The following is a 22,099-nucleotide window of genomic DNA, read 5'->3' on the forward strand; positions in this document are numbered from 1 at the left end:
CCAGTATTCAAGTATTGAGAGGCCCATGAAGAAACTACATACCCTTCTGTTCAGCGTTTCCCTCCTGATGGGCAGCGCCGCGCACGCGCAATTCCGCGTCGAGATCGCCGGCGTCAGCAGCACCCAGATCCCGGTCGCCGTCGCCGCCTTTGCCGACGAAGGCGTGGCGCCCGACCAGGTGTCGGCCATCATCCGCGCCGACCTCGAACGCAGCGGCGTGTTCAAGGTCATTGACGCCGGTCAGGTGATCAGCGACAGCGCGAATATCGACGCCGGCGCCTGGAAAGCGCGCGGCGCCGATGCACTCGTCGTCGGCAGCGTATCGCGCCAGCCGGACGGCCGTTTCGCCGTGCGCTATAAACTGTTCGATACCGTCAAGGGCGGCCAGTTGTCGGCCCTCGGCGGCGAAGTGCAGCCGCGCTATACCCGCCTGCAAGCCCACCGCATCGCCGACGACGTGTACGAAAAACTGACCGGCGTGCGCGGCATTTTCTCGACCCGCATCGCGTACGTGAAAGAAAACCGCGCCGGCCGCAATTACGCGCTGGCCGTGGCCGATGCCGACGGCGAAAACGAAATCATCGCCGTGCAGGGCCGCGAGCCGATCATTTCGCCATCGTGGTCGCCGGACGGCGGCAAGGTCGCCTACGTTTCGTTTGAAGACCGCAAGCCTGTGATCTACATGCAGGACCTGGTCAGCGGCAAGCGCCGCGTCATCGCCAACGAAAAAGGCAGCAATTCGGCGCCGAGCTGGTCGCCGGACGGCAGCAAGCTGGCGATCGCCCTGTCGAAGTCGGGCAGCTACCAGGTGTATATCGTGAATGCCGACGGTTCCGGCCTGCGCCGCCTGTCCAACAGCAATGGCATCGACACCGAGCCGCAATTCTCGGCCGACGGCCAGAGCATTTATTTCACCAGCGATCGCAGCGGCGGCCCGCAGATTTACAAAATGAGCGTGAATGGCGGGAATGCGACCCGCGTCACCTTCAATGGCAGCTATAACATCAGCCCGCGCGTGGCTCCAGACGGCAAGACCCTGGCCTGGATTTCGCAGCGCGACGGCGGATATTCCCTCTTTGCGATGGACCTGGCCAGCGGCCAGGAACTGCGCCTGGCCGATGGGGCCACCGAACCGAGTTTTTCGCCTAACGGCAAGTACATCATGTATGCGAACAAAGGCGGCGGGCGTACTGCGCTGGCCGTGGTTTCGGTGGATGGACGGGTCAAGCAACGTTTGACCACCAAAGCGGGAAACATTCGGGAGCCCAGCTGGGGTCCTTTCATGAAGTAATAGCAGTAAATCACTAACCAAGACCAGGAGAGAAACCATGCGCAATACCAAGAGCCTCGCATTCATCATCGCCTCCGCTGCCCTGCTGGCAGCGTGCAAAACCCCAGTGCCGGACGCACCAGCGCCAGTCGAAGAAAAGTCGCCTGCGCCAGTCGCCGCCACCACCGACCCACGTGACGTGCGTCCAGTCGAAACCGCAACCGTCGACCCACTGAACGACCCACAGGGCGTGCTGGCCAACCGTAGCGTCTACTTCGACTTCGACAGCTACGTTGTGCGTGAAGACGGCAAGCCAGTCGTCGCCAACCACTCGGGCTACCTGACCAAGAACCAGGGCCGCAAAGTCCTGATCCAAGGTAACACCGATGATCGCGGCGGCACCGAATACAACCTGGCCCTGGGCCAGAAGCGCGCCGAAGCCGTCCGTCGTTCGATGGCATCGCTGGGCGTGTCGGAAAGTCAGATGGAAGCCGTCTCGCTGGGCGAAGAAAAGCCAAAGGCAACCGGTTCGGGCGAATCCGCCTGGGCTGAAAACCGTCGCGCCGACATCGTTTATCAGTAATCCTGTCGCGTCCGGGTCGCATTAAGACCCGGTTAATTGACAGCGGGGCGGGTGCAGTGCAGACTGCAACCCGCCCCGTTTTCCATTGCAACACTGGTTTAGAAAGAGCCACGACATGATGAAACTGCTTCCGTCCCGTCTTGCCTGCCTGCTGATCGCCGCCTGGCTGCCGCTGCAGGCCAACGCCGGTCTGCTCGACGACGATGAAGCCCGCAAGGCCATCCTCGACCTGCGCGCCAAAGTCGACAACATCGCGCGCGACCTGAACGGCCGCCTCGACAACAAGGCCGACAAGACCGCGACGCTCGACATGCTGAACCAGAACGAGCGCACCATGGCCGAGATCGCCAAGCTGCGCGGCCAGATCGAAGTGCTGGCCAACGAAATCGCCAAGGCACAAAACGGCCAGCGCACCCTGTACGCCGACCTCGACGCCCGCATCAAGAAACTCGAGCCGCGCCAGGAAAACATCGACGGCCAGACCGCCGAAGTGCTGCCGTCGGAAAAGCAGGCCTACGACACCGCCATGGAAACCTTCAAGGGTGGCGACTACAAGGCAGCCGCCGCTGCCCTGCAGGATTTCGTGAAGCGCTATCCGGATTCGGCCTATGCCGCGAATGCGCAGTACTGGCTGGGCAACGCCTATTACGCCCAGCGCGACTACAAGAAGGCGATCGCGGCCCAGGAAATCGTGACCACCAACTACGGCACCAGCCCGAAGGCGGCCGACGCCATGCTGAACATGGCTACCAGCTATGCCGAACTGAAAGACCTGCCGAAGGCGAAGAAAACGCTGCAGCAGCTGGTGTCCAAGTTCCCGGGCACCCAGGCGGCGCAATCGGCCAAGGACCGGCTGGCAGTGCTCAAATAAGGTTCTATGGCAAGATTTTGGGCGCGGACGTTTGACAGCATCGGCGTTCGCCCCTATAATCTTGCTTCTTTTGGGTCGTTAGCTCAGCTGGTAGAGCAGCGGACTTTTAATCCGTTGGTCGCAGGTTCGAATCCCGCACGGCCTACCACGAATTTGTAGTATCAGATCAAGGCGTTACGAGCAATCGTGACGCCTTTTTTTGTATCCGCAGCAGTTCGCTCTTTTACCTGCTGTGCCGTACTTGTGACGCGCAGCAGTCCATCGACTACGGCCGCGCGACGCGCCATGTGCGCCGGTGCCAGGTGCGCGTACCGCCGCACCATCGCCGCCGACTTCCAACCGCCTATCTTCTGCAGGTCGTACAAAGAAGTGCCGTTCTGGATCAGCCAGCTCGCCCAAGTGTGCTGCAGGTCGTGCCAACAGAAGTCGGCAATTCCTGCGCGCTTGAGAGCGTGCGCCAAGCCTTTGTGTTTACGTACCTGACCGGTTTACCTTCATACATGAAGACGCGCTCTGGATGCTTTCCGTGCTGGCACTCCAATACCTTTAGAGCCAAGTCGCACAGCGAAACGTGAATGTCCTCGCCACCCTTCGCGTCGTCAGCTGCGATCCAGGCTGTGCCGCGCTTGAGGTCAACCTGCCCCCAGCGCAGACCGGTGACGTTGCTCTGCCTTAGCCCGGTAGCAAGCCCAAACAGTGTCATGTCGCGCTGGTGCTCCGGCAACGCCTCCAGCAGTGCCCTCGCCTGCTCTGGCGAGATCCAGCGAACGCGGCGCTTGAGTTCGGGGTACATCTTCACTTTGGGCGCACGCCTTCCGCAGAATAGAGCGGATAAGAGCCAGGTAACGGTTCGCTGTCGCGTTGCTCGCCTCTCCTTTCTTGCGTAGCCCGATTGCCACGATCTCGTCGCGCGTTATTTCAATCAGCACCCGGTCTTGCAAGAACGGACGTAGCCAGTCCAGCTTGAGCAAATCCTCATGATGAGTGCGCTTTTGTGCCGTTTCCTGTGACCACTTCGACACAGCCTCGTCCCACGTATGCTTGGGCCGTTCACCTAATTTTTGCACTCGCCAGTGTTCTGCCTTTAGTCGGTCGTGCAGTTCCTGTGCTTCGACTTTGTTAACCGTTTCAGCAGAGTGCCTGATGCGTTCTCCTGATGGCGTGGTGAAATCGATCCACTACGTACTACCGCGTTTGTAAAGTGACATGACCCGATCTCTTGAGGTGTCACTTGCAACGCTTGCAGTGGCTAAGCATAGCGCACCTCTCGTGCGCTATAAGGCTGACTACAGCAGCGCACTCTCCGCGCACATGATCAAATTGCTTTTTGTTCGTCCGAACCTGCTCATTGCATGCAACGCCGTATCAAGTTGGTTCCGACGAAGCTATGCAGCTTGAAAAATTGCCAGACTATCTGTTCAAGATATCCATCACCTCAGGTGGAGTTCAATGTTGTCTGGTCTTTCAGCTTCGAGAAATTAATTCTTTCCCGGCTGCCCGCGTACAACGCTCTTTCGTGGCTTTGCATAGCGCTGGTAGTGCGGGAAGTCTGGTCAAGCCGTCCCAGCCTGACACACTAATCGGCCTTCACGAAAGCCGGAGCGATTCAGTCCTGTATGAGCGCCACATTCGGTTGCCGTTGGTCAACTTCAACGACATGGATCTGGGTATCGTTCCCAAACAATGACCACCGGAGCATCCTATGAGCAAGTTTGGTGTATGCGAGGCGATCGCCGTGCCGCTGCTGGTGCTCGGCTACTGTCATTTTCCTGAGAGGTCGTGCTACACCCGCTGGAAGGACAGTGCCGGCGAGAAGATCGCTGAGCCATTTTCCAGCTGCTCGCACAAATTCGCGAGCCGCACGGTCGGGCGCTACGAGCTGGCAGCGATCGGAGGAGCTGTTTATGCAGTGGGAGAAACGGAAAACCGGCAGGCCGCCGGATTCCCCTGCATGACGGGTGTCGCTTGCCTGCCAATCTGGTCGCGGCCGAAGATCTGGCGGCACAAGCACTTCACCAAGCTTGACGGTCCTGTCGACCTTGACCGGATGCGGCCGTTTCTCGACGGGTGGATCCTCAGCGATGGCTCCGCCGTGTTCATCCGCTTGCGCCGTGTCGCGGACCAGACGCCACCGGTCAACGCGACGCGGCTGCGCCAGCTCCTGCCTGGCTATGTGACTGACGGTCGCTGGGTACTGTACGAGCACCACGTACTGGCCGGCGCCGACCCAGCCACCTTGCGCAGCGACATCCCCGTCGCCATCTCACGGACCGACGGCGGCCACCCTCCCGAGATCACAGTAGTGCGTGATCGCCACGCAGTGTTTCACGAATACGCGCGGATCGACGGCGCTGACGCGGCGACGTTTACCGTCGTGAACTACCATTTCGATGATCTGCCGCTAGGAACCGGCCTGTCCGGCGGCGGATGGTATGGCGTGGACAAACGCGGCGCGTGGCACCTTTCACTCGGCAACGACGTTGTCAATCTAGACAAGCAGCAGCACCGCGCCCTTCGTGCGGACGTGGAACGCGCGCTGGCGGCGCGCCACCGGTTGGATGGATCGTGACGCCGCCCGTCGGGGCGGGAGCGGCGTATCTACCGGCCCGACGCCCAGGCTGGCATGCAAGCCGCCATCCTGCGGCGCTACCGCTACGCCCCGTCCGGCCAACTGACCAGTGTCGAAGACAACGGGCGTGGACGTATCGAATACCGCTACGATCCGGTCGGGCGGCTGCTGGCGGCACACAGCGCGTTGGGCCATGAAACCTTCGCATTCACACTGACAAAAGATCTTTGCGTAGGAAAAGCTTACGCCCTGGCCAATGACCAATATGGACCGGGCGGCGGATTGCAGTATTTTATAAGTAAAAATGATCGTCGGACCTTAACAGCAGGAGCAATGATACCGTTGACAAACCCATGATTAATTTCATTGAAGGACAAATCAATATCGGCGAGAAAAATATCCTCGCTGTTTCTAATGAAGAATTAAGTAACCTTGCCCGACATGGTCTAATTGAGAAACGAAAAGACGCTATTGGAACTTACTATTACCTCGAAGATGAGGCAGACGGCATGAGGTTTGGCATCACCATTAGCTTGAAAGAGAAAAAAACCCAATCGCTACGATTGCACTGGTTAGGCAGTTCAATGAAGGGGTGGGATGATGTGAGCGTTACAGAGGTAAAAAATGAATATCATCTTCTATTAAATTTTGTCAAAAAGGTCGTTGGACGTCCGCCTGATGTTAAGAAAAATAGAGAGCATACGTGGCGCTTTAAATGGGGGAAAATTGACGTAAGCTTTGACCTACGTGCCTTTCAGGCGGATATCTTTATAGTACCTCGATGAAGTCACTCGACAGGAAATCAATTGGTGCATATCATGAGGCTACATAAGTGGGGCACTCTAGAAATTCCAAGCTCTTCCCGCGAGGTCCAAGGCAGCAGGTACAGGCATTCACACTCAGAGAAGATCTTCGTTTCGGAAAAGCTTATGCCCAAGCCAACGACCAATATGGACCGGGAGGGGGGACGCAGTATTACATCACCGCAAATGATCGTATGAGTATGGAAGAGGGGCAATTATAGATTGACAAGCCCATGATTAATTTAACTGGAGAAGAAATCGAGCTAGGCGCGAAAAATATTTCCGTTGTGTCCGGTTATGAAAATCTAATCGCTCTTACCGAAGAAGGCTTAATCGAGAAACGGAAAGACCCAGGTGGAGGCGAACCTTATTTCTACGTCGAGGCCGTAGCGGACAACATGAAATTTGGCGTTACCATCTCATTGCGAGAGAAAAAGATTGAGTGGTTACTATTGCGCTGGCTAGACGGCCCTTGCACCAATAAAGGGTGGGATGGCGTAAGTGAAGAGGTGTTGAAAGATGAATATCATACGCTATCGAAATTCGTAGAGCAGAGGGCTGGAAGTCCGCCGAACGACAAAAGGAATAGACGGCGCATGTGGTGCTTTCAGTGGGGAAAACTTGAAGTGAGCTATGAGCCACGTTCCTTTAATGTGGCCATTTTTATGGAACCTTGATAAGGTCGCTCGGCATAGACGCTTCATCGACATCATTAGGCGCCAACGTGTTCGACTTTCCTTGGGTCGGTGTAATTTCGAGAGCCGATTTGAAGTCGACTTTGTGCGGTATCGAGGTTGGGTATACATAAACAACCATGTATCTCTTGGAGAGTTGGCGGTGCGCAATAGTCCATGTTCACACCATTTGCATGCGATGAAGGGACGATATTCGTTCATGACTTCCTCTGCTAACTAGAATCTTTTGCAGTGAAACATTCGAGCTCTGCGTGGCCTTTTAGCGAACTGATTTGTACCATCTGACTCTAGAGCCACTCTCGCACACTAAATTTCGCTAGATGCTGATTATTCAGGCCAAGTAGAAAACAGTTCTACACAACCCTGCTTTCCAACTTAACTTTTTGCCCAAGCTTATTATCAATTTTGGCTGCCAAAATAAATCATGTCAAAGAATAAGTTAGTCATCAAAGATTTAAGCCACATCGTCGGAGCAACTCTACCTGTGTCGGATTGGACATTCTATCAGTGCATCAACTGCTGGAGTATTCTATGGTCAAATCCTACGGATAATAAATACTGTGTTTGCGGAAATGTTTCCATTGATGTTGATGCCGGAAAAGCTGGGGCTAAGAACGATCAGTTGCTTCGAGTGTTGCAGATCGCACATGCAGACTCATTCGAACTGTAAGTAATCGTCCGTTTTTTGCTGTCAAAGTCAGAACACAAAGGTTTGTTAGAGACCTTAGTTTGTAATGAGCACATATGGAATAGAAGCACTCCCTGTCCAAATTCTTCCAGACCATTATTATCGACCAAAGGTTCGAAATCGCAGGGATCTGCTTAGGAGGTGGTATATGAATTTGGAAGTCGTACACGTCTCACGAGGCGCTATACAGTTAAAGAGTGGAGACAGGCATGTACGGGTCTTAGGCGAGGCGCTCATTGCCTCAGCGCCAACTGAACCAAGTTACGTCATCTATTTGAACTCATTAAATGAATGGAAAATACCGCCAGAGGTTGCCTTGAATGAAACCGAGAAGCAAGATATCGTCAGCGCAATTCGAAAACATTTTCAGGATAGTGGCTTGATTGTCGAATTCGAATAGGAGTGCCATCGCGCACATAAATCGATAATGCATACAATTACATTCGATCCCAAGAACGGTTCGGTTTTTGTTAATTCGACGCCCATAACTGTTGACGAAAAAGGCGTTCTCGTCGGATCTATCGCAAGACTATGCGGACCACCGCTTCAAACAGATGAGAACCAAACACAATATCGCCTCCTAAGCAAAATAAGTGTTTTTGGAAAATCCGCCGATGGCGTGATTGAAATCGGAGAAGGAAGATTAAGCGCAGTAACGTTTTTATTTGATTCGATCGAATTTTTCGAATCCAGCATTCTTGAATCAGATGCAATCAAGGCATGCGAAAAGTCTTTGAATTTGAATTTAATAAGCGATCACCCGAGCACTGCCTCTTCAGACTTTTACAATTGGGGAAGACTCATTTTTTATTATGACTTCAAGCAAGGCGATTTAAGCTTGGAGATCACATTCCAATACAGTTCAAACGAACCAAATTTAGAGGTTTAATATAACAAAATATGACCTAGCATCTTTAACAAGATCTACAGTCGCTTGCATTTTTTGCGCTACCCTTCCTTGCCTAAGACATGAACGCGCTGGCTCGAATCTATCTTGCGAATGAGGACGATATTTGCAAGATGGCGCACAAGACCAGGATATCGAATTCAATAAGACCTAATCCGGGCGTGAGTACGGTACGTTTATTAATTCCAGGCGTATTGCAGCGATCACCGATTGCTACTGCAATCTTCAGCTAAAACATATATGAGGCTGCCTAACGAACGCGATTAGCCGGATGGTTAGCCGATTTGATAACGTCACCAATTCCACTGGAGAACCAATGTCAATTAAGTTCATCACCGTCGGAGACAAAACCAATCATGGCGGTACAGTGATCAGCGGTTCGCCCGACCACGACATTAGGGGAAGAGCAATCGCTCGACTGGGTGACAAAGTTGACTGTCCAATGCTCTACCCCGGCGGCAAGCCTCACGGTGTGAACAAGATCATTACTGCCCACGACACAGTTACAGTCAACGGGATAGCCGTTGCGGTCGAGGGATGCACGACCGAATGTGGCTGCAAGCTGATCGGCAGCTTGCCTGCGACTGTCGGTTGAAGTTCTCCTAGCGCTCCATGAAAATTCATGGAGCCTTTCGTCTTTACCGCTCGCTTTCGATTGTCGGCTTTCTTCAACAACCACACGCTGGCATTGTCGCGTTGCCAAGGCTTGAGGTAGCATGTGTTTGTTTGGAAACTTTTGCAACAGATATCATGCAGACTGCTGCCGTACAAAGTACCCTCGCCCCGCACTCCGCCCTTCCCATCTCACACTGTCGCAGTTGCAACGCTATCGTCACCGATAACTTCTGCGCAAAATGCGGAGAACCGACCCATGCCCACGTCCCGAGCGCGGGTGAGTTTGTGCATGAATTCGTCGGCCATTACGTGGCATTGGAAGGCAAGCTCTGGCAAACGCTGAAGCTGCTCGTCCTGCGTCCTGGCGAACTGACAAAGGAATTCCTGGCTGGGCGCCGCATGCCGTATATTCCGCCGTTGCGGCTGTATCTGACCCTGAGTCTGATCCTGTTTGCTCTAATTAAAGTCTTTCATATTGAACTGCCTCAGTTGCTGATCGAAGACGGGCAATTCGGCTTTACGTATAGCCACGCGGCTCCAGGAACTTATGCTCCAGGCAAGACACCAAGAGCGATTTTCACGCTGGCGGTGCATGACCCGCAGCATGCGGAAACAACGGACGAATCTCCAACCGTGAACGACAGCATCCAGGACGCCATCGCCGCCATAGGCAAGGTCAATGCACACTGGCAGGATAAGCTGAACAACTTTCTCAGACAAACCGACAAGGAAAAAAGCGCGGCGCTGAATCACGGATTCCTTGCATATGCGCCCTACATGCTGATTGGCGCACTGCCGCTCTTTGCGCTGTACCTGAAACTGATTTACCGGCGCTCCAACTTCCGCTACGGCGAGCATCTGGTATTTGCCTTGCATACCAATGCGTTTGCCTTTCTAGTTGTCAGCCTGATGATCGTCATCCCTGGAAGCATAGGATGGGCCGCGATGTTCCCATTCCTGAAGGGCGTATCCAGCGACGTGCTTTCGGCATGGGACATTTTCCAGATCATTCCCTTTCTGTGCCTGATAGCCTATCTACCGATGGCGATGCAGCGGGTTTATGGCGGAAGCCGTTTCGCCACATGCTGCCGCTGGCTGGTGCTGGTGACCGCACATGTACTGGTGGTTGGTGCGGCGACGCTGATTGTGGAATTCATCGGCATCGTGAACCAGGCCTGAGCCTGAGCCTTGCGGGTTTCCGCAGCAAAATTTAATACATACGTGCAGTCGCGCTGAAACCCGGCCTGTCCAACCTTCGTCAGTCGTGTCGTTCAACGTTCGATGAAGGAGACAGCCATGCGTGCCCTGCTTTGCCTTGCCTTCGTGTCGTCCACCGCTTTCATTTCATCCGCGCTTGCCGCCGCATCCATGGACCGTGGCGATGCGGAAAACCTGAAAGACGCCGTTGCCGGTCAATACCGGTTGGCGAGCGGCCTCGACGTACGCCTCAGTCTGGTCGACCAGCAGTTGTATGCCGACCTGAACCGACATTACCGCAAACGGGTGTTCCCCGTATCGCCAAACCTGCTCAGTTCGCAGGACGGCAACTTGACGATCGAATACCTGCCGGAGGGTCCGGTCGAACGCATCCTGATCCGCCATCAGCGCTTCCCGCATGGTCAGCGGCTTGGCGAGCGCAGCTGGCTCGGCAAGTAAGCTGCCATCGGATTGAACGATAGAACGAGCTCATCTATAACCCCGGCTTCTGGTCCGCTGCCGGCTCCCGGTTGCCGCGCACTTCGAAGCGGCTGGTGGCGAGTACCTTGCCTGCCGCGTCGAGCAATTCCAGGCGGTGCGGGCCCACCGCCGGGCGCCAGGCCAGGACGGCATCGGCGGCGCCCTGCTCGGCATCGTCGAGACGCCAGCGCAGGCCCTGGCCGGCCTGGGCCTGGAACAGCACGCGCTCGCGCTCGGCCGGAATGTCGGGGTCGGTGGCCAGGATGCTGCCGTCGACCGGGTAGATGATCTTCGGCGTGCGGCGTTCCGGCGCCACCGCTTCGACCAGGCTGGTTTCGGTGCCGCGCAGGAACCACTCCTGGCGCGCGGCCTCGTGCGCCGGGGCGTAGCGCAGTTTGCGCCGCACTACCCCGTCCGGCGCCGCGGCTTGCCGGGGCGGGTTCTCGCGGTGCAGGAAGTCCATCACGTCGCGCCAGACCGGCGCCGCGCCGGAGACGCCGGAGACGTCCCACATCGGCTGGCCGTCGAAATTGCCGATCCAGACGCCGACCGTGTAGCGTGTGGAATAGCCCACGCACCAGTTGTCGCGCATGTCCTTGCTGGTGCCGGTCTTGACGGCGCTCCAGTAGGCGGTGGCAAGGTCGCTGCGCAGGCCGAAGGTCGGGCTGCGCGCGCCGCGGTCGGACAGGATGTCGCCCACGATCCAGGCGGCGCCGGCGTCCAGCACGCGCTGCTTCGGCCCGGGCCTGGACGCGGGCGCGTGGGCGCGCAGCGTGACCGGGCCGTACAGGCCGCCGTTGGCCAGGGTGCGGTAGGCGTTGCTCAGTTCCAGCAGCGAAACGTCGGCCGAGCCCAGCGCCAGCGAGGGGCCATAGAATGCCGCGTCTTCCTTCAGTGAGCTGATGCCGAGGTCTTGCAGGCGGCCGTGGAAACGCTCCGGTCCGAGCAGCAGCAGCGTGCGCACCGCCGGGATGTTCAGCGAGCTGGCCAGGCTGGTGCGCACGCTGGCGTAGCCCTTGAACTGGCGGTCGTAATTCTGCGGCACGTAGAGGCCGGCCTCGCCCGCGACGTCGATCGGGCTGTCGTCGAGCAGCGAAGCGGCGGTGAGCAGGCGCCGTTCGAGCGCCAGTTCGTACAGGAAGGGCTTCAGGGTCGAGCCGGCCTGGCGCAGGGCGGCCACGCCGTCGACTTCGCCCTTGCCGCCGTTGCCGACATAGGCCAGCAGCTCGCCGCTGGCGTTGTCGATGACGACCACGGCGCCGTCGGCGACATTCCGGTCGTTCAGTTCGCGCAGGTGGCGGCGCAGCGAGTCGAGCGCGAAGCGCTGCAGGCCGGCGTCGAGGGTGCTGCGCACGTCCTGCCCGCCCGTGCCGAGCAGTTGATTGGCCACTTGCGGCGCCATTTGCGCCTGCCCCTTGATGGCGGCAGCGGCGGGACGGCCGAGGGCGACCTCGGCCTGCCACTCGATGCTGGCGCAGCCGGTGCGCGCCTTGAGCTCGGCGGCAATGGTGCAGGCGCGCATGGCCACTGTTTTTGGGGCCGCGCCGGGCGCGCGCAGCAGTGCCGCCAGGATGGCCGATTCGGCCAGGTCGAGCCCGGACGGTGCCTTGCCGAACAGTGCCTGCGAGGCGGCGGCGACGCCTTGCAGTTCGCCGCGGAAGCTGGCCAGGTTCAGGTAAGCTTCGAGGATCTCGGCCTTGCCCCAGCCGGCTTCGAGTTCGCGTGCAGCCAGGGCCTGGTTGAATTTCTGGGTCCAGTTGCGTCCGCCCGCGCCGGCGCGCAGTTCGGCGTCGAGCAAACCGGCCAGCTGCATGGTGATGGTCGAGGCGCCGCGCGGGCGTGCGCGGAACAAATTGTCCCAGGCGGCCTGGCCGATGGCGCGCAGGTCGATGCCGCCGTGCTCCATGAAGCGCCCGTCCTCGGCCTGCAGCACGGCCAGGCCCAGGGCCGGCGAGATGTCGGCCAGCGGCGTCCAGGCCATCCTGCGCACGCGCATGTCGATGCGCACCGATTCGACCGGCACGCCGTGGCGGTCGAGCAGCCGCGCGCTGGACGGCTTCCAGGCCGCGCGCACCTGCTGCGGCGTCGGCATGGCCGCCGAGGCGCCGAGGTGCACGGCGGCCGACAGCACCAGCACCACCGGCAACAGCATCGAACGGCGCATCACGGCCCCACGGCCAGCACCGGATTCGGCAGCTCGCCGAAGGTCTCGGGGTTGTACATGGCCTCGACCCGGGTCGGCGGCAGGCTGAAGTTGCCCGCGTTGTTCAGGCGCACCGTGTACTCGACACTGAACTGGCCCTTCGGCACGAAGGAGTAATAGGCGCGGAAGGCGCCGTGGGTGCGCTCCTCGTATTCGAGGCCGCCATAGCCCCAGCCGCCACCACCCCAGGTATCGCCACCTCGGCCGCCGCTCCTGCGCCCGCCTCCCGCCAGCTGCGAATCGCCGCCCAGGCTGCTGCCGAGGATGCTGGCGCTGGCCGGGATCGGGTCGTCGACCACCACCCAGGTCATGTCGGACTGGGCGTCGATGACCAGGTTCACGCGGTACACGTCGCCGCGGCTCCAGGCGCCCTGCTTCGCCTGCTCGACCGGGGTGACGGTGCGCTTGATGCGGTAGCCGGCGGACAGCGGCGCCTTCAGGGGCACCGCGGCCAAGCTCTGCACCGTGGCCCAGGGTTTGCCGCCGCCCTCGTGGCGCAGCGTGAGCTGGCCGCTGCCCGCCTGCGGCCAGGCCTGCAGCACGGTCGCGGGCACGGCGCCGCTCCAGGCGGCGGGGCTGGCGCTTGCATTGCCTGCATTCGCAGCCAGCACGGCGCTGCTCTTGCCGGTTACCGGCACGGCCTCGAACTTGTCCGAGAATTTCTCCATCGCCAGCACGCCCCAGGCATTCGCCAGCGTCGTGTTCCAGCGCCCGCGCTGCTGGCGGCCCAGGGCGCCGCGCGCCAGGCGGCCCATGTCGCCCTGCCAGGATGGATTGTCGAGCATTGCCAGCAGCAGGCGGTTGGCGTTCACGTCAGGCGAGGCCATCAGCCACCACCAGTCGTCGCTCGCCTCGGTGGAAAATCCCATGGTGGTGCCGGCCAGGGTCAGGCGCGCGCGCAGGATGCGTTCGGCCTGGGCCATTCGGGTGTCGTGCTCGGCCAGGCCGGGGGTGCGCTGCAGTACCAGGTACCAGTCGAGCACGGCCGAGGTCGGCCACAGGTTCGGTTCGATGCGGATCGATTCGAGCCAGGCGTCGCGCACTTCCTGGGTGCGCGACAGGGCTTCGAGCGCGGCCAGCTTGCGTACCGCCAGGTCGCCGCTGCGCAGCGACTGGCCGCGCGTCAGCTTGCCTTCGACAAAGGCGACCAGGGCCGCCTCCATGCGTTCGCGCTGCTCTGGCGCGATGGCGTAGCCTGCCTCGCTCGTGACCGACAGCACGTAGGCGGTCAGGCTGTCGCTGCCTTCGAGCATGCTGGCGAAATACTTCAGCATGCCGTCGCTGTCGAGGTGGGCCGGCAGCGTGGCGGCCAGGCCCTCCCACATCTTCGCATCGCGCAGCGCGACGGCGCGCGAGGTGTTCTGCTCGAAGCAGGTGTAGGGGTAGGCGGCCATGTAGTCGCGCACCCCCGCCATGCTGCCGGCCAGGCGCGGCGTAAACGTGGTGCGGATGCCGCCGTAGCCCGGCAAGGCGTCCTGCGGACGCGCCACGGGAATCGTCTTCGGCGCGTCGAGCTGGAGCAAGGTGGCCTGCATCACGCGCACCGGCACCGCCGCCGTCACCTTCTGCACGATGCGCAGGCTGTCGCCGGTGCCCGCGCCTTCGCCGGTACGCGCATCGACCTGCCAGCGCAGGGCCTGGGCCTGCGGCACCGTCAGGTCCCAGCCCACCTCGCGCGATTCGCCCGGCTCCAGGCGCACGCTCTGCGGCGCCTGGGCGCGGGCCTGGCCGCCGTCGGCGCTCACGCTCGCGCTCAGCTGCACCTGCAGGCTGCGCTCGGAGGCGTTGCGCAGCGTGAAGCCGGCGCGCAGGCGGTCGCCCTCGCGCACCAGGGGCGGCAGACCCGACATCAGCATCAGGTCCTGGGTGCTGCGGATGTCGGTGGCGCCGGTGCCGAACAGGCCGGCGCCGGCATTCGCCACGGCGACGATGCGGAAACTCGTCAGTGAATCGTTGAGCGGCACCGGCAGCGTGGCTTCGCCCTTGGCGTCGAGCTTGACCTTGCCCTGCCACAGCAGCAGGGTCTCGAACAGCTCGCGGCTCATGCCGCGCCCGCCGCCGCCGCCGTGCGCTACCGCCTTGCGCCCGAAATGGCGCTTGCCGACCACCTGCATCTGCGCGGTCGAGGTTTGCACCTGCAGGCTGCGCTGGCGCATCATCGCTTCGAGCAGCTTCCAGCTCTCGTTCGGCATCAGCTCGAGCAGGCCGGCGTCCACCGCCGCCAGGGCCACCTCGGCCCCGGCCGGCAGCGCCTTGCCGTCAAGCCGCGTGACCTTCACGCGCACTTGGGCACGGTCGCGCACCTTGTAGACCTCCTTGTCGGTGCTGACGGCCACCTTCAACTCGTGCGCGGCCCAGCCCACCTTCACCTCGGCGATGCCGAGCTTGTAGGCCGGCTTGCCGAGGTCGACCAGCGCGGTCGGCTGCACGCCGGCCACGCGCCCGCGCACGACCATGGCCGACACGAACACGTTCGGCGCATAGCTGCCCTTGATCGGCACGCTGATGGTCGTGTCCTTCGCCGAGAAGCGCCGCACCCAGGTCTCGAGGATGCCTTCGCGTTCGACGGTCACCAGCACGGTGCCGGAGCGGAACGGCGCGCGCACCTGGAAGCGCGCGTCCTCGCCCGGTTCGAAGCGCGGCTTGGCCGGCAGTAAGTCGATGCGGTCGTTGTCGGAGACCTCGAACCAGTTGTCGTCGCGCGCCTCGGCCTCGGCCCCGGCGCCGGCCCAGGCCTCGGTGTGGCTGACCACCGCGCGGCCATCGGCATCCTGGGTGCGCGCGCGCAGGATCAGGTTACCCTGGACCGGCGCCGCCACCTCGCAGGCCAGCAGGCCGCGGGCATCGGTCTGGCCGCTGCAGGCCGCGCCGATGCGCTTGATCTCGCTGCTGTTCTCGTAGGCGTAGAAACCGCCGACCAGGCGGCGCCGGTGCGAGTAGCTCGTGCGCTGGAACAGGTCGACTTCGACCTGGCGCCCCGCCACCGGCTTGCCGTGCACGTCCACCACCACGGCCTGCAGCTTGACCGGCTCCTTGTTCAGCCAGCTGACGGTCTTGATGCCGAGCATGACCTCCGACGGGAACAGGCTGACCCGGGTCGCGGTCGTGAGCGTTTCGCCGTTCGCGTCCTGGTAGCTCAGCTCGGCCAACAGGGTGCGCGGACCGTCGATCGGCGGCAGGTCGCGCACGGCGATGCGCGCGCCGCCGTTGCGGTCGAGGGTGGCAGTCTGGGTGCGCGCGGCGTTTGCCGCGGCTTCGCTGCCTTCGGCCGTATTCGCCTGCTCGTCCGGCGCCTCCCCGCCCTCGTAGCCATCGTCGTAACCGTCTTCGTTGTAGCCCGTGCCTTCGCGCTCGATGCCCTCCTTGACGTCGCCGGCGGCAAAGGCAAAGCCCTCGTAGCCGGGGAACGCGGCGCCGCCGTATTCGAGCACGGTGCGCAGCTTGACCGGGGCCAGGCCGGCCGGGCCGCCGGACAGGTAGTTCACCTGGGCGTCGATGCTGACGCCGCGCGCCGCCACCACCGGCCCGCTCGGTCCTTTCAGCAGCGCCTTCATGGTCGGCACGCGGAACTGCTCGACCCGGAACTCGCCCGCCACCTGGCCGCCGATCACGACCTGGTATTCGCCGAGCTTGGCCTCCATCGGGATCTTCCATTCGCCGAGGGCGGCGCCGCCGGCATCCCAGCGCAGGGCAAAAGCGACCTTTTCGCCGCTGCCGCCGTGCACCAGCCAGCCTTTGGCCGGCAAGGGACCCTTGTCGGCGGCCGCACCCTCTTCACCCGGGTCCCCCTCGTCGTCGGCCCAGCGCGACACGTTCTGCGGCGCCTTGTCGCCGGCACGCACCAGGGCGATACCGGCGGCCACGCGGCGGCGCAGGAAGTGCTTCATGTGCACGGTTTCGCCGGCGCGCAGCAGGGTACGGTCGAAGACGGTGGCGACCAGGCGACTGTCGGTATCGACGCCCTCGGTGGAGACGTTGTAGCGCCAGGACTCGATGCCGCGCTGCCACTCCGACAGCGTGAAGGTGAAGTCCTCGCCGCTGCGCGCGGTAATGAAGAAGCCGCCGCCGGACTTGCAGCTTGATGCACGCAGTTCCTTGCGGATGCGCGCCACGCCGCTGGCGTCGGTGCTGCCGCTCCAGAGCGGCTTGCCGGCGCAGTCGCGCACCGCCACCTGGGCGCCGGCTACCGGACGGCCCTTGTCGAGCGAGGTCACCCAGACCAGCGAGGAAGCTGCCCCATGCTTGAAGTGGGCGGCCAGGTTGGTCACTAGGGCAGCGGTGTGCACATAGGCCCGCTTGCCCTTGTCGTTGAGCGCCGCGCCCAGTTGCGGACTGCTGAGCTCGACCACGTAGAAGCCGGGTTTGCGCAGCGGGATGCCGATCACCTCGAAGGCGCGGCGCCCGTTCGGCTTAGGCAGCGCGAAGCGCTCGATGCTGCCCTCGGCGCCCTTGCCCAGCACCTGCTCCTGGAGGCTGTGGTACTGGCCGCTGCCCGCCTTGCGCATCCAGGCCAGCACGTCTTCCTCGCGGCTGACGCGCTGGCTGGCGCCGCTCGTGCGCACGGCGGTGGCCAGGGCCGGCTCGACGTTGCGCACCGTGACCGGCAGCATGCGGTCGCCGCGCGCTTCGATGATGCCGAAGGGCGCGGCGAACTTCACCAGCGGCGGCTGGCGGTCGGTGCGCAGGACCAGTTTCGTCTTCGCGCGCAGCACCGGGCTGCGGCCGGCGTCGTCCTTCAGGCCAGGAGGCAGCAGCAGGCGCAGTTCCGCGCGTTCCGGGAAGGGGCCGGCAAACGACATGCCGGTGACATGGCCGGCATGCTCGTCATCGAACTTTGCTGGGTAGCGCTTGCCGCCCGGCCCTTCGAGGGCGATGGCCTGGGCATCCTTCAGCGCCACCGGCGCGCTGAAGCCGACGCGCACCGGCAGGAAAGGCACGCAGCCGGCGCGCGCATTCACGCGCTCGCAGCTGGCCGAGACCGTGAAGTCGGGACGGGTGCGGAAGTCGAGCTGCTGGTCCTCGGTGGTGGCGATGCCGTTCGGCGCGGCCACGCCCTTGCCCCACATCAGCGCGATTTCCTTGTTCGGCGGCAGCGTGCGGCGGCACTGCACCACGGCCAGCGGCAGCTCGCCGGAAAGCGGCACGTTATCGCGCCAGCTGCGCCCGCGCGCCTTGAACCAGCGGCCCAGGTGGCCGTCGATGAAGTCGCGCCGCACGGCGCGGATGCGTTCGCGTTCCTCGCCTTCCAGCACGCGCAGCGGGATTTTCTCGTTGATGCCCTCGGCGCGGCACCAGGCATGGCGCGCGATGCTGGCCGGCGCCACCTGGGCATCCAGCGCCAGCACGAAGATCTGGCTTTCGTCGATGTGGCCGGAACCCTCGTAGGGCCGGGTGCGCACCACGGCCGGGCCGCCGGTGGTGAAGGCAAAGGCGCGCTGCCCGCCCAGCGGCTTGCCGGCCAGGTCGCGGCTGTCGTCGCGCAGGGTGAAGCGGCAGGCCGTCGCGCCGGGCAGGTCGGCGTCGAAGTCGTAGCTCCAGTTGGCGCCGTCGATCCAGCGGCCCTTGCCCTTGGCCGGGCAGTCGACGGCGAAGGGGTCGGCGCCGCGCGGGTCGCCAAAGGCAACCATGGGCTGGGTGAAGCGCGCCGTCACCTGGCGCACCTGGCGCACTTCGCCCTCGGGCGAGAACGACTCCACGCTTGTCTGCGCCGAAGCCGAAGCCGGGGCCGGCGCCTGAGACTGCGGCCCCGGCGCCCCGGATTGCGCCGCCTGCGCGCAGAAGGATAAAGCCATCAGAAACAACACTCGGGGCAAGGCGCGCATCGGTTCTCCGACTGGATCGTCGCCGCCGGCCCGAAGCAGCGCACCACGCGTGCTTACCGTGCTCGACAGCTACCTGAGTGTTGCAAAAAGGCACAACGTTGTCAACGGAATAAGGCTCCCCGCGTGCGCAGGCGGCGCCGCCAGCCGACCAGGGTGCAGCCAGCCAGCAACATGCCCCAGGTGGCCGGCTCGGGCACGGCCGGGACCAGGTCGAGCCGCACCGCATGGCAGCTGCCGTCTCGGCAGGCGGTACCGGCGATCTGGCCCAGGTCGTTGATGGCATTCGCCTCGGAGATCACCCAGCCGGAGGCGGGGTCGATCAGGGTATTCAGGTCATAAAAGCTGCCATGTTCGAAGAGGAAGCCACGCTCGCTGGCGAAGTTGCCGAACCAGCCGACCACCTGGCTCGCATTATTGATGCCGTAGGCGAAACTGTTGGCGCCACCGCTCAGCGCGCCGATATCGGTGAGCACGCCGTCGTCCCACATGAACGCGGTGCGCGGATACAGTTCCGGGCCGTTCGGCAGCAGGTTGCCGAAGCCGACGATCTGGTCGTGGTCGTTGATGGCCGTGGCCTCGCTCCACGGACCCGGGAACTGGGCGATCTCGCTCATGGCGCCGTCGCGGTAGAGGAAAGGCGTGAGCGGGTAGTTCGGTGCGCCGCCGATGTCGCTGCCGCCGACCACGTGGCCCTGATTGTTGACGCCGTAGGCCCGGCTCTGGAAGCCGTACACGGTGCCGAGGTCGGTGGTGACGCCGTTCTGCCAGCTGATGGCGTGGCGCACGAAGCCGTTTTCGGCGTCCTCGAATTCGGCCATGCCGACCACGACGCCGTCGTTGTTCAGCCCGCGGGCGGTGGTGAAGCCCCAGCCGGTGATCGCGGTCATCACGCCGCCGCTGTAGAAGAAGCCGTTGTTGCCGGAATGGCCGGCGACCTGGCCGGAATCGTTGATGCCGAACGCTGTGCCGCTGCCGAGGTCGATGTAGGCGGCGCCGTCGTGCAGCCAGGCGTTGTCGCCGTTCGCGCCGACGACCTGGCCGGAGAGGTTGATGTCCCAGGCGCGGCTGTCGGGGCCGGCCAGGACGGTGACGGTGTAGCGCGGGTCGGCGGCGGCGAGCAGCGGCATGGCCAGGAACAGGCCTGCCGCGAACCGCGCCAGCAAGGGGGTTCGCATCACATCCTCCATCAAAGTCGATCTATACAGTCAGCGTAACTGCCGCGTTGGCTGCGCGTTTGCGCAAGCGCAGCGGTAGCGAAGATCGATTTTGCTCAAGGAATTTGTTTGCGGATAAGAAAAAGGGCGACTGGTGTCGCCCTTTGGGAATGCGTGTGTGTTGGGGTTCGTGGTGCTGTTGGCGTTAACGCATATCAGTTTGTTCGGCCAACAATGTTCAGCGTTCCGCGTGGGCACGGGGTGCCCACCCTACGACACGGGCGTGTCCGGTGCCTAGAACTCTTCCCAGCCGTCGCCGGCGGTGACGGCAGCCTTCGACGGTTCGGCGGCAGGTTTCGCCGTGGCGGCGGGCTTGGCCGCTGCAGGGCGTGCCGTCGGCCTGGCCAGTTGTGCGCGGGCCGGGGCGGCCTTGGCGGCCGGCGCAGCGGTGCGTACGAGGCTTTCTTCGATGCGGAAGGCGCCGACGGTGCGCGCCAGCGTCGAGGCTTCCTGCTGCAGCGACTGGGCCGCGGCCGATGCTTCCTCGACCAGGGCCGCGTTCTGCTGGGTGGTCTGGTCCATCTGCGCGATGGCCGCGTTCACCTGCTCGATGCCGGCGGTCTGCTCCTGGCTGGCGGCGGTGATCTCGGCCATGATGTCGGTCACGCGGCTGACGCTCTGCACGATCTCGTTCATGGTGGCGCCGGCCTGGTCGACCAGGGCCGCGCCGTGGTGCACCTTGTCCACCGAGTCGTCGATCAGCAGCTTGATTTCCTTGGCGGCGGCAGCCGAGCGCTGGGCCAGGCTGCGCACTTCGCCGGCCACGACCGCGAAGCCGCGGCCCTGCTCGCCGGCACGGGCCGCTTCCACGGCGGCGTTCAGCGCCAGGATGTTGGTCTGGAAGGCGATGCCATCGATCACGGAAATGATCTCCACGATCTTGCCCGCCGACGTGTTGATCGCGCCCATGGTCTGGACCACCTGCGCCACCACCACGCCGCCCTTGCCCGCCACTTCCGAGGCCGAGCCGGCCAGCATGTTGGCCTGGCGCGCGTTGTCGGCGTTCTGCTTCACGGTCGAGGTCAGTTCTTCCATCGAGGACGCGGTTTCTTCCAGCGAGCCGGCCTGCTGCTCGGTGCGCGACGACAGGTCGAGGTTGCCGTCGGCGATTTCGCTCGAGGCGGTGGCGATGTTGTCGGTGCCGGCGCGCACCCGGGTCACGATCTCGACCAGGGAATCGTTCATGTCCTTCAGCGCTGCCATCAGGCGGCCGGTTTCGTCGTTCGAGCGCACCTCGATCTGCTGGGTCAGGTCGCCCTGGGCCACGCCGCCGGCGATCTTCACGGCGGCCTGCAGCGGGATGACAATGGCGCGCACCAGCATCCAGCCGAGCACGCTTGCCACGAGCACGCCGAATACCAGGCCGGCGATGCAGACCGCCAGCACCAGGCGGTACATCGCCTGCGATTCCTCGTAATTCGCCTTGGCCGAGGTTTGCTGCAGTTCCACCAGCTCGGTCACGGTCTTGTTCATCGGCGTGAACAGGCGCTGCATGTCGCCGTTCACGATCTCGGCGGCGCGCGCGGTGTCGCGGGCGCGAACGGCGGCGACGGCCGGGTTCAGGCCACCTTCGACAAACGCCTTGCGTTCGACGGCGAAACGCTCGGCAAGCGCCTTTTCGTCGGCCGCCATCTCGGTGCCCAGGTATTCGGTCCAGCGCGCCGCCACGTGCTTGGCGTTGGCTTCCACCTGCTCGATGACCGCGTCGGTGTTCTGGGCATTCGGCAGGCTGGCCTTGGCCAGGTTCAGCTGGTTCAGCGTCATCAGGCGGCCGATTTCGTCGAGATCGGCCAGGGCCAGCAGGCGGTCGCTGTACATGTGCTCGAGTGCCTCGTTCGACTTGTTCAGGTTGAGGATGCCGATCGCAAAGCCGACGATCAGCTCGAAGACGAGGAAACCGAGCACGAAGATCAGGCGCGACTTGATGGTGAGATTCTTGAACATGTAAAAGCCCGCGATGGGGTAACAGTTGGTCGGCAGCAGGTTCGGGACCGGCCGGCTCCCTTGATTATAGGAACAAGTGAATCCGTACGGAAACTTTCTGTCTAATACCTTACTGGTTTCATGGGTTTATCGTCGTCCTTGCACAACAAGCGTTGACAGAGCGTCATGGGCTGTGGGCGGGTCCTTCCCTGCGGGCCGCAGCGTTTGCCTATAGAATGCTGCGATTCAATTGATGTTT

The 22,099-nt window shown here is 62.3% G+C and carries 17 protein-coding genes, 1 tRNA gene and 1 pseudogene; 14 read left to right on the plus strand and 5 right to left on the minus strand.

The window, feature by feature from the left end:
- Positions 1-25 precede the first annotated feature (25 nt).
- From tolB to LK540_RS21515, 4 genes are all read left to right on the plus strand, one after another.
- Positions 26-1,291, plus strand: coding sequence for a Tol-Pal system beta propeller repeat protein TolB (gene tolB, locus LK540_RS21500; RefSeq protein ID WP_229439369.1), 1,266 nt, complete (start codon positions 26-28; stop codon positions 1,289-1,291).
- A gap of 37 nt (positions 1,292-1,328) precedes the next feature.
- Positions 1,329-1,853, plus strand: a complete 525-nt coding sequence (gene pal / locus LK540_RS21505) for a peptidoglycan-associated lipoprotein Pal (protein ID WP_229439370.1) — start codon at positions 1,329-1,331, stop codon at positions 1,851-1,853.
- Between the two features lie 115 nt (positions 1,854-1,968).
- Positions 1,969-2,724, plus strand: a complete 756-nt coding sequence (gene ybgF, locus LK540_RS21510) for a tol-pal system protein YbgF (RefSeq protein WP_229439371.1) — start codon at positions 1,969-1,971, stop codon at positions 2,722-2,724.
- Positions 2,725-2,796: 72 nt separating this feature from the next.
- Positions 2,797-2,872, plus strand: a tRNA-Lys gene (locus tag LK540_RS21515).
- 13 nt (positions 2,873-2,885) lie between these two features.
- Here the strand turns inward: LK540_RS21515 and LK540_RS25265 are convergent.
- Positions 2,886-3,517, minus strand: a pseudogene (locus LK540_RS25265) (site-specific integrase).
- Positions 3,518-4,111: 594 nt separating this feature from the next.
- Here LK540_RS25265 and LK540_RS21525 point away from each other — a divergent pair.
- The 10 genes from LK540_RS21525 (at position 4,112) to LK540_RS21570 (ending at position 10,657) form a co-directional block, all read left to right on the plus strand.
- A complete protein-coding gene (locus LK540_RS21525) occupies positions 4,112-4,411 on the plus strand; it encodes a hypothetical protein (protein ID WP_229439372.1) in 300 nt (99 codons plus the stop codon).
- Between the two features lie 15 nt (positions 4,412-4,426).
- Positions 4,427-5,293: a hypothetical protein gene (locus LK540_RS21530; protein WP_229439373.1), complete on the plus strand. Its 867-nt coding sequence runs from the start codon at positions 4,427-4,429 to the stop codon at positions 5,291-5,293.
- A gap of 54 nt (positions 5,294-5,347) precedes the next feature.
- Entirely contained in the window at positions 5,348-5,650 is a 303-nt protein-coding gene (locus tag LK540_RS21535; protein WP_229439374.1) for an RHS repeat domain-containing protein, read from the plus strand.
- Positions 5,647-6,078 (plus strand): hypothetical protein, encoded by a 432-nt coding sequence (locus LK540_RS21540; protein WP_229439375.1) that lies wholly within the window; start codon positions 5,647-5,649, stop codon positions 6,076-6,078. The genes LK540_RS21535 and LK540_RS21540 overlap by 4 nt, the downstream gene beginning before the upstream one ends.
- Positions 6,079-6,329: 251 nt before the next feature.
- Positions 6,330-6,773 carry a hypothetical protein gene (locus LK540_RS21545; protein ID WP_229439376.1) on the plus strand — a complete coding sequence of 148 codons (444 nt, stop codon included), beginning with the start codon at positions 6,330-6,332 and terminating at the stop codon, positions 6,771-6,773.
- 854 nt (positions 6,774-7,627) lie between these two features.
- Positions 7,628-7,879, plus strand: coding sequence for an Imm74 family immunity protein (locus tag LK540_RS21550; protein WP_229439377.1), 252 nt, complete (start codon positions 7,628-7,630; stop codon positions 7,877-7,879).
- A gap of 27 nt (positions 7,880-7,906) precedes the next feature.
- A complete protein-coding gene (locus tag LK540_RS21555; RefSeq protein ID WP_229439378.1) occupies positions 7,907-8,368 on the plus strand; it encodes a hypothetical protein in 462 nt (153 codons plus the stop codon).
- Positions 8,369-8,702: 334 nt separating this feature from the next.
- Complete coding sequence (locus tag LK540_RS21560; RefSeq protein WP_229439379.1) at positions 8,703-8,981, plus strand: PAAR domain-containing protein; 279 nt, start codon at positions 8,703-8,705, stop codon at positions 8,979-8,981.
- A 17-nt stretch (positions 8,982-8,998) separates the two neighbouring features.
- Complete coding sequence (locus LK540_RS21565; RefSeq protein ID WP_229439380.1) at positions 8,999-10,180, plus strand: DUF3667 domain-containing protein; 1,182 nt, start codon at positions 8,999-9,001, stop codon at positions 10,178-10,180.
- Positions 10,181-10,297: 117 nt separating this feature from the next.
- Positions 10,298-10,657 carry a hypothetical protein gene (locus LK540_RS21570; protein WP_229439381.1) on the plus strand — a complete coding sequence of 120 codons (360 nt, stop codon included), beginning with the start codon at positions 10,298-10,300 and terminating at the stop codon, positions 10,655-10,657.
- A 34-nt stretch (positions 10,658-10,691) separates the two neighbouring features.
- On the opposite strand, the gene pbpC is transcribed toward LK540_RS21570, so the two are convergent.
- The 4 genes from pbpC to LK540_RS21590 all read right to left on the minus strand — a co-directional run bounded on the left by pbpC (position 10,692) and on the right by LK540_RS21590 (position 21,861).
- Entirely contained in the window at positions 10,692-12,842 is a 2,151-nt protein-coding gene (pbpC, locus tag LK540_RS21575) for a penicillin-binding protein 1C (protein ID WP_229439382.1), read from the minus strand.
- Entirely contained in the window at positions 12,842-18,673 is a 5,832-nt protein-coding gene (locus LK540_RS21580) for an alpha-2-macroglobulin (protein WP_229439383.1), read from the minus strand. The genes pbpC and LK540_RS21580 overlap by 1 nt, the downstream gene beginning before the upstream one ends.
- Positions 18,674-18,804: 131 nt before the next feature.
- Positions 18,805-19,878 carry a DUF3466 family protein gene (locus LK540_RS21585; protein ID WP_229439384.1) on the minus strand — a complete coding sequence of 358 codons (1,074 nt, stop codon included), beginning with the start codon at positions 19,876-19,878 and terminating at the stop codon, positions 18,805-18,807.
- Between the two features lie 273 nt (positions 19,879-20,151).
- A complete protein-coding gene (locus LK540_RS21590; protein ID WP_229439385.1) occupies positions 20,152-21,861 on the minus strand; it encodes a methyl-accepting chemotaxis protein in 1,710 nt (569 codons plus the stop codon).
- Positions 21,862-22,099 lie beyond the last annotated feature (238 nt).

Origin of the sequence: Massilia sp. IC2-278 (genome assembly GCF_020708045.1) — a bacterium.
Lineage (GTDB): Bacteria > Pseudomonadota > Gammaproteobacteria > Burkholderiales > Burkholderiaceae_D > Telluria.

Excerpts from the sequence above, each read along its gene's own strand:
- LK540_RS21580 (WP_229439383.1), bottom strand. The coding sequence starts at position 18,673 with ATGGCTTTATCCTTCTGCGCGCAGGCGGCGCAATCCGGGGCGCCGGGG.
- LK540_RS21560 (WP_229439379.1), top strand. The coding sequence starts at position 8,703 with ATGTCAATTAAGTTCATCACCGTCGGAGACAAAACCAATCATGGCGGT.
- ybgF (WP_229439371.1), top strand. The coding sequence starts at position 1,969 with ATGATGAAACTGCTTCCGTCCCGTCTTGCCTGCCTGCTGATCGCCGCC.
- LK540_RS21585 (WP_229439384.1), bottom strand. The coding sequence starts at position 19,878 with ATGCGAACCCCCTTGCTGGCGCGGTTCGCGGCAGGCCTGTTCCTGGCC.
- LK540_RS21555 (WP_229439378.1), top strand. The coding sequence starts at position 7,907 with ATGCATACAATTACATTCGATCCCAAGAACGGTTCGGTTTTTGTTAAT.
- LK540_RS21590 (WP_229439385.1), bottom strand. The coding sequence starts at position 21,861 with ATGTTCAAGAATCTCACCATCAAGTCGCGCCTGATCTTCGTGCTCGGT.
- LK540_RS21540 (WP_229439375.1), top strand. The coding sequence starts at position 5,647 with ATGATTAATTTCATTGAAGGACAAATCAATATCGGCGAGAAAAATATC.
- LK540_RS21535 (WP_229439374.1), top strand. The coding sequence starts at position 5,348 with ATGCAAGCCGCCATCCTGCGGCGCTACCGCTACGCCCCGTCCGGCCAA.
- LK540_RS21565 (WP_229439380.1), top strand. The coding sequence starts at position 8,999 with ATGAAAATTCATGGAGCCTTTCGTCTTTACCGCTCGCTTTCGATTGTC.
- pal (WP_229439370.1), top strand. The coding sequence starts at position 1,329 with ATGCGCAATACCAAGAGCCTCGCATTCATCATCGCCTCCGCTGCCCTG.
- LK540_RS21570 (WP_229439381.1), top strand. The coding sequence starts at position 10,298 with ATGCGTGCCCTGCTTTGCCTTGCCTTCGTGTCGTCCACCGCTTTCATT.
- LK540_RS21550 (WP_229439377.1), top strand. The coding sequence starts at position 7,628 with ATGAATTTGGAAGTCGTACACGTCTCACGAGGCGCTATACAGTTAAAG.
- LK540_RS21530 (WP_229439373.1), top strand. The coding sequence starts at position 4,427 with ATGAGCAAGTTTGGTGTATGCGAGGCGATCGCCGTGCCGCTGCTGGTG.
- LK540_RS21545 (WP_229439376.1), top strand. The coding sequence starts at position 6,330 with ATGATTAATTTAACTGGAGAAGAAATCGAGCTAGGCGCGAAAAATATT.
- tolB (WP_229439369.1), top strand. The coding sequence starts at position 26 with ATGAAGAAACTACATACCCTTCTGTTCAGCGTTTCCCTCCTGATGGGC.
- pbpC (WP_229439382.1), bottom strand. The coding sequence starts at position 12,842 with ATGCGCCGTTCGATGCTGTTGCCGGTGGTGCTGGTGCTGTCGGCCGCC.
- LK540_RS21525 (WP_229439372.1), top strand. The coding sequence starts at position 4,112 with ATGCAGCTTGAAAAATTGCCAGACTATCTGTTCAAGATATCCATCACC.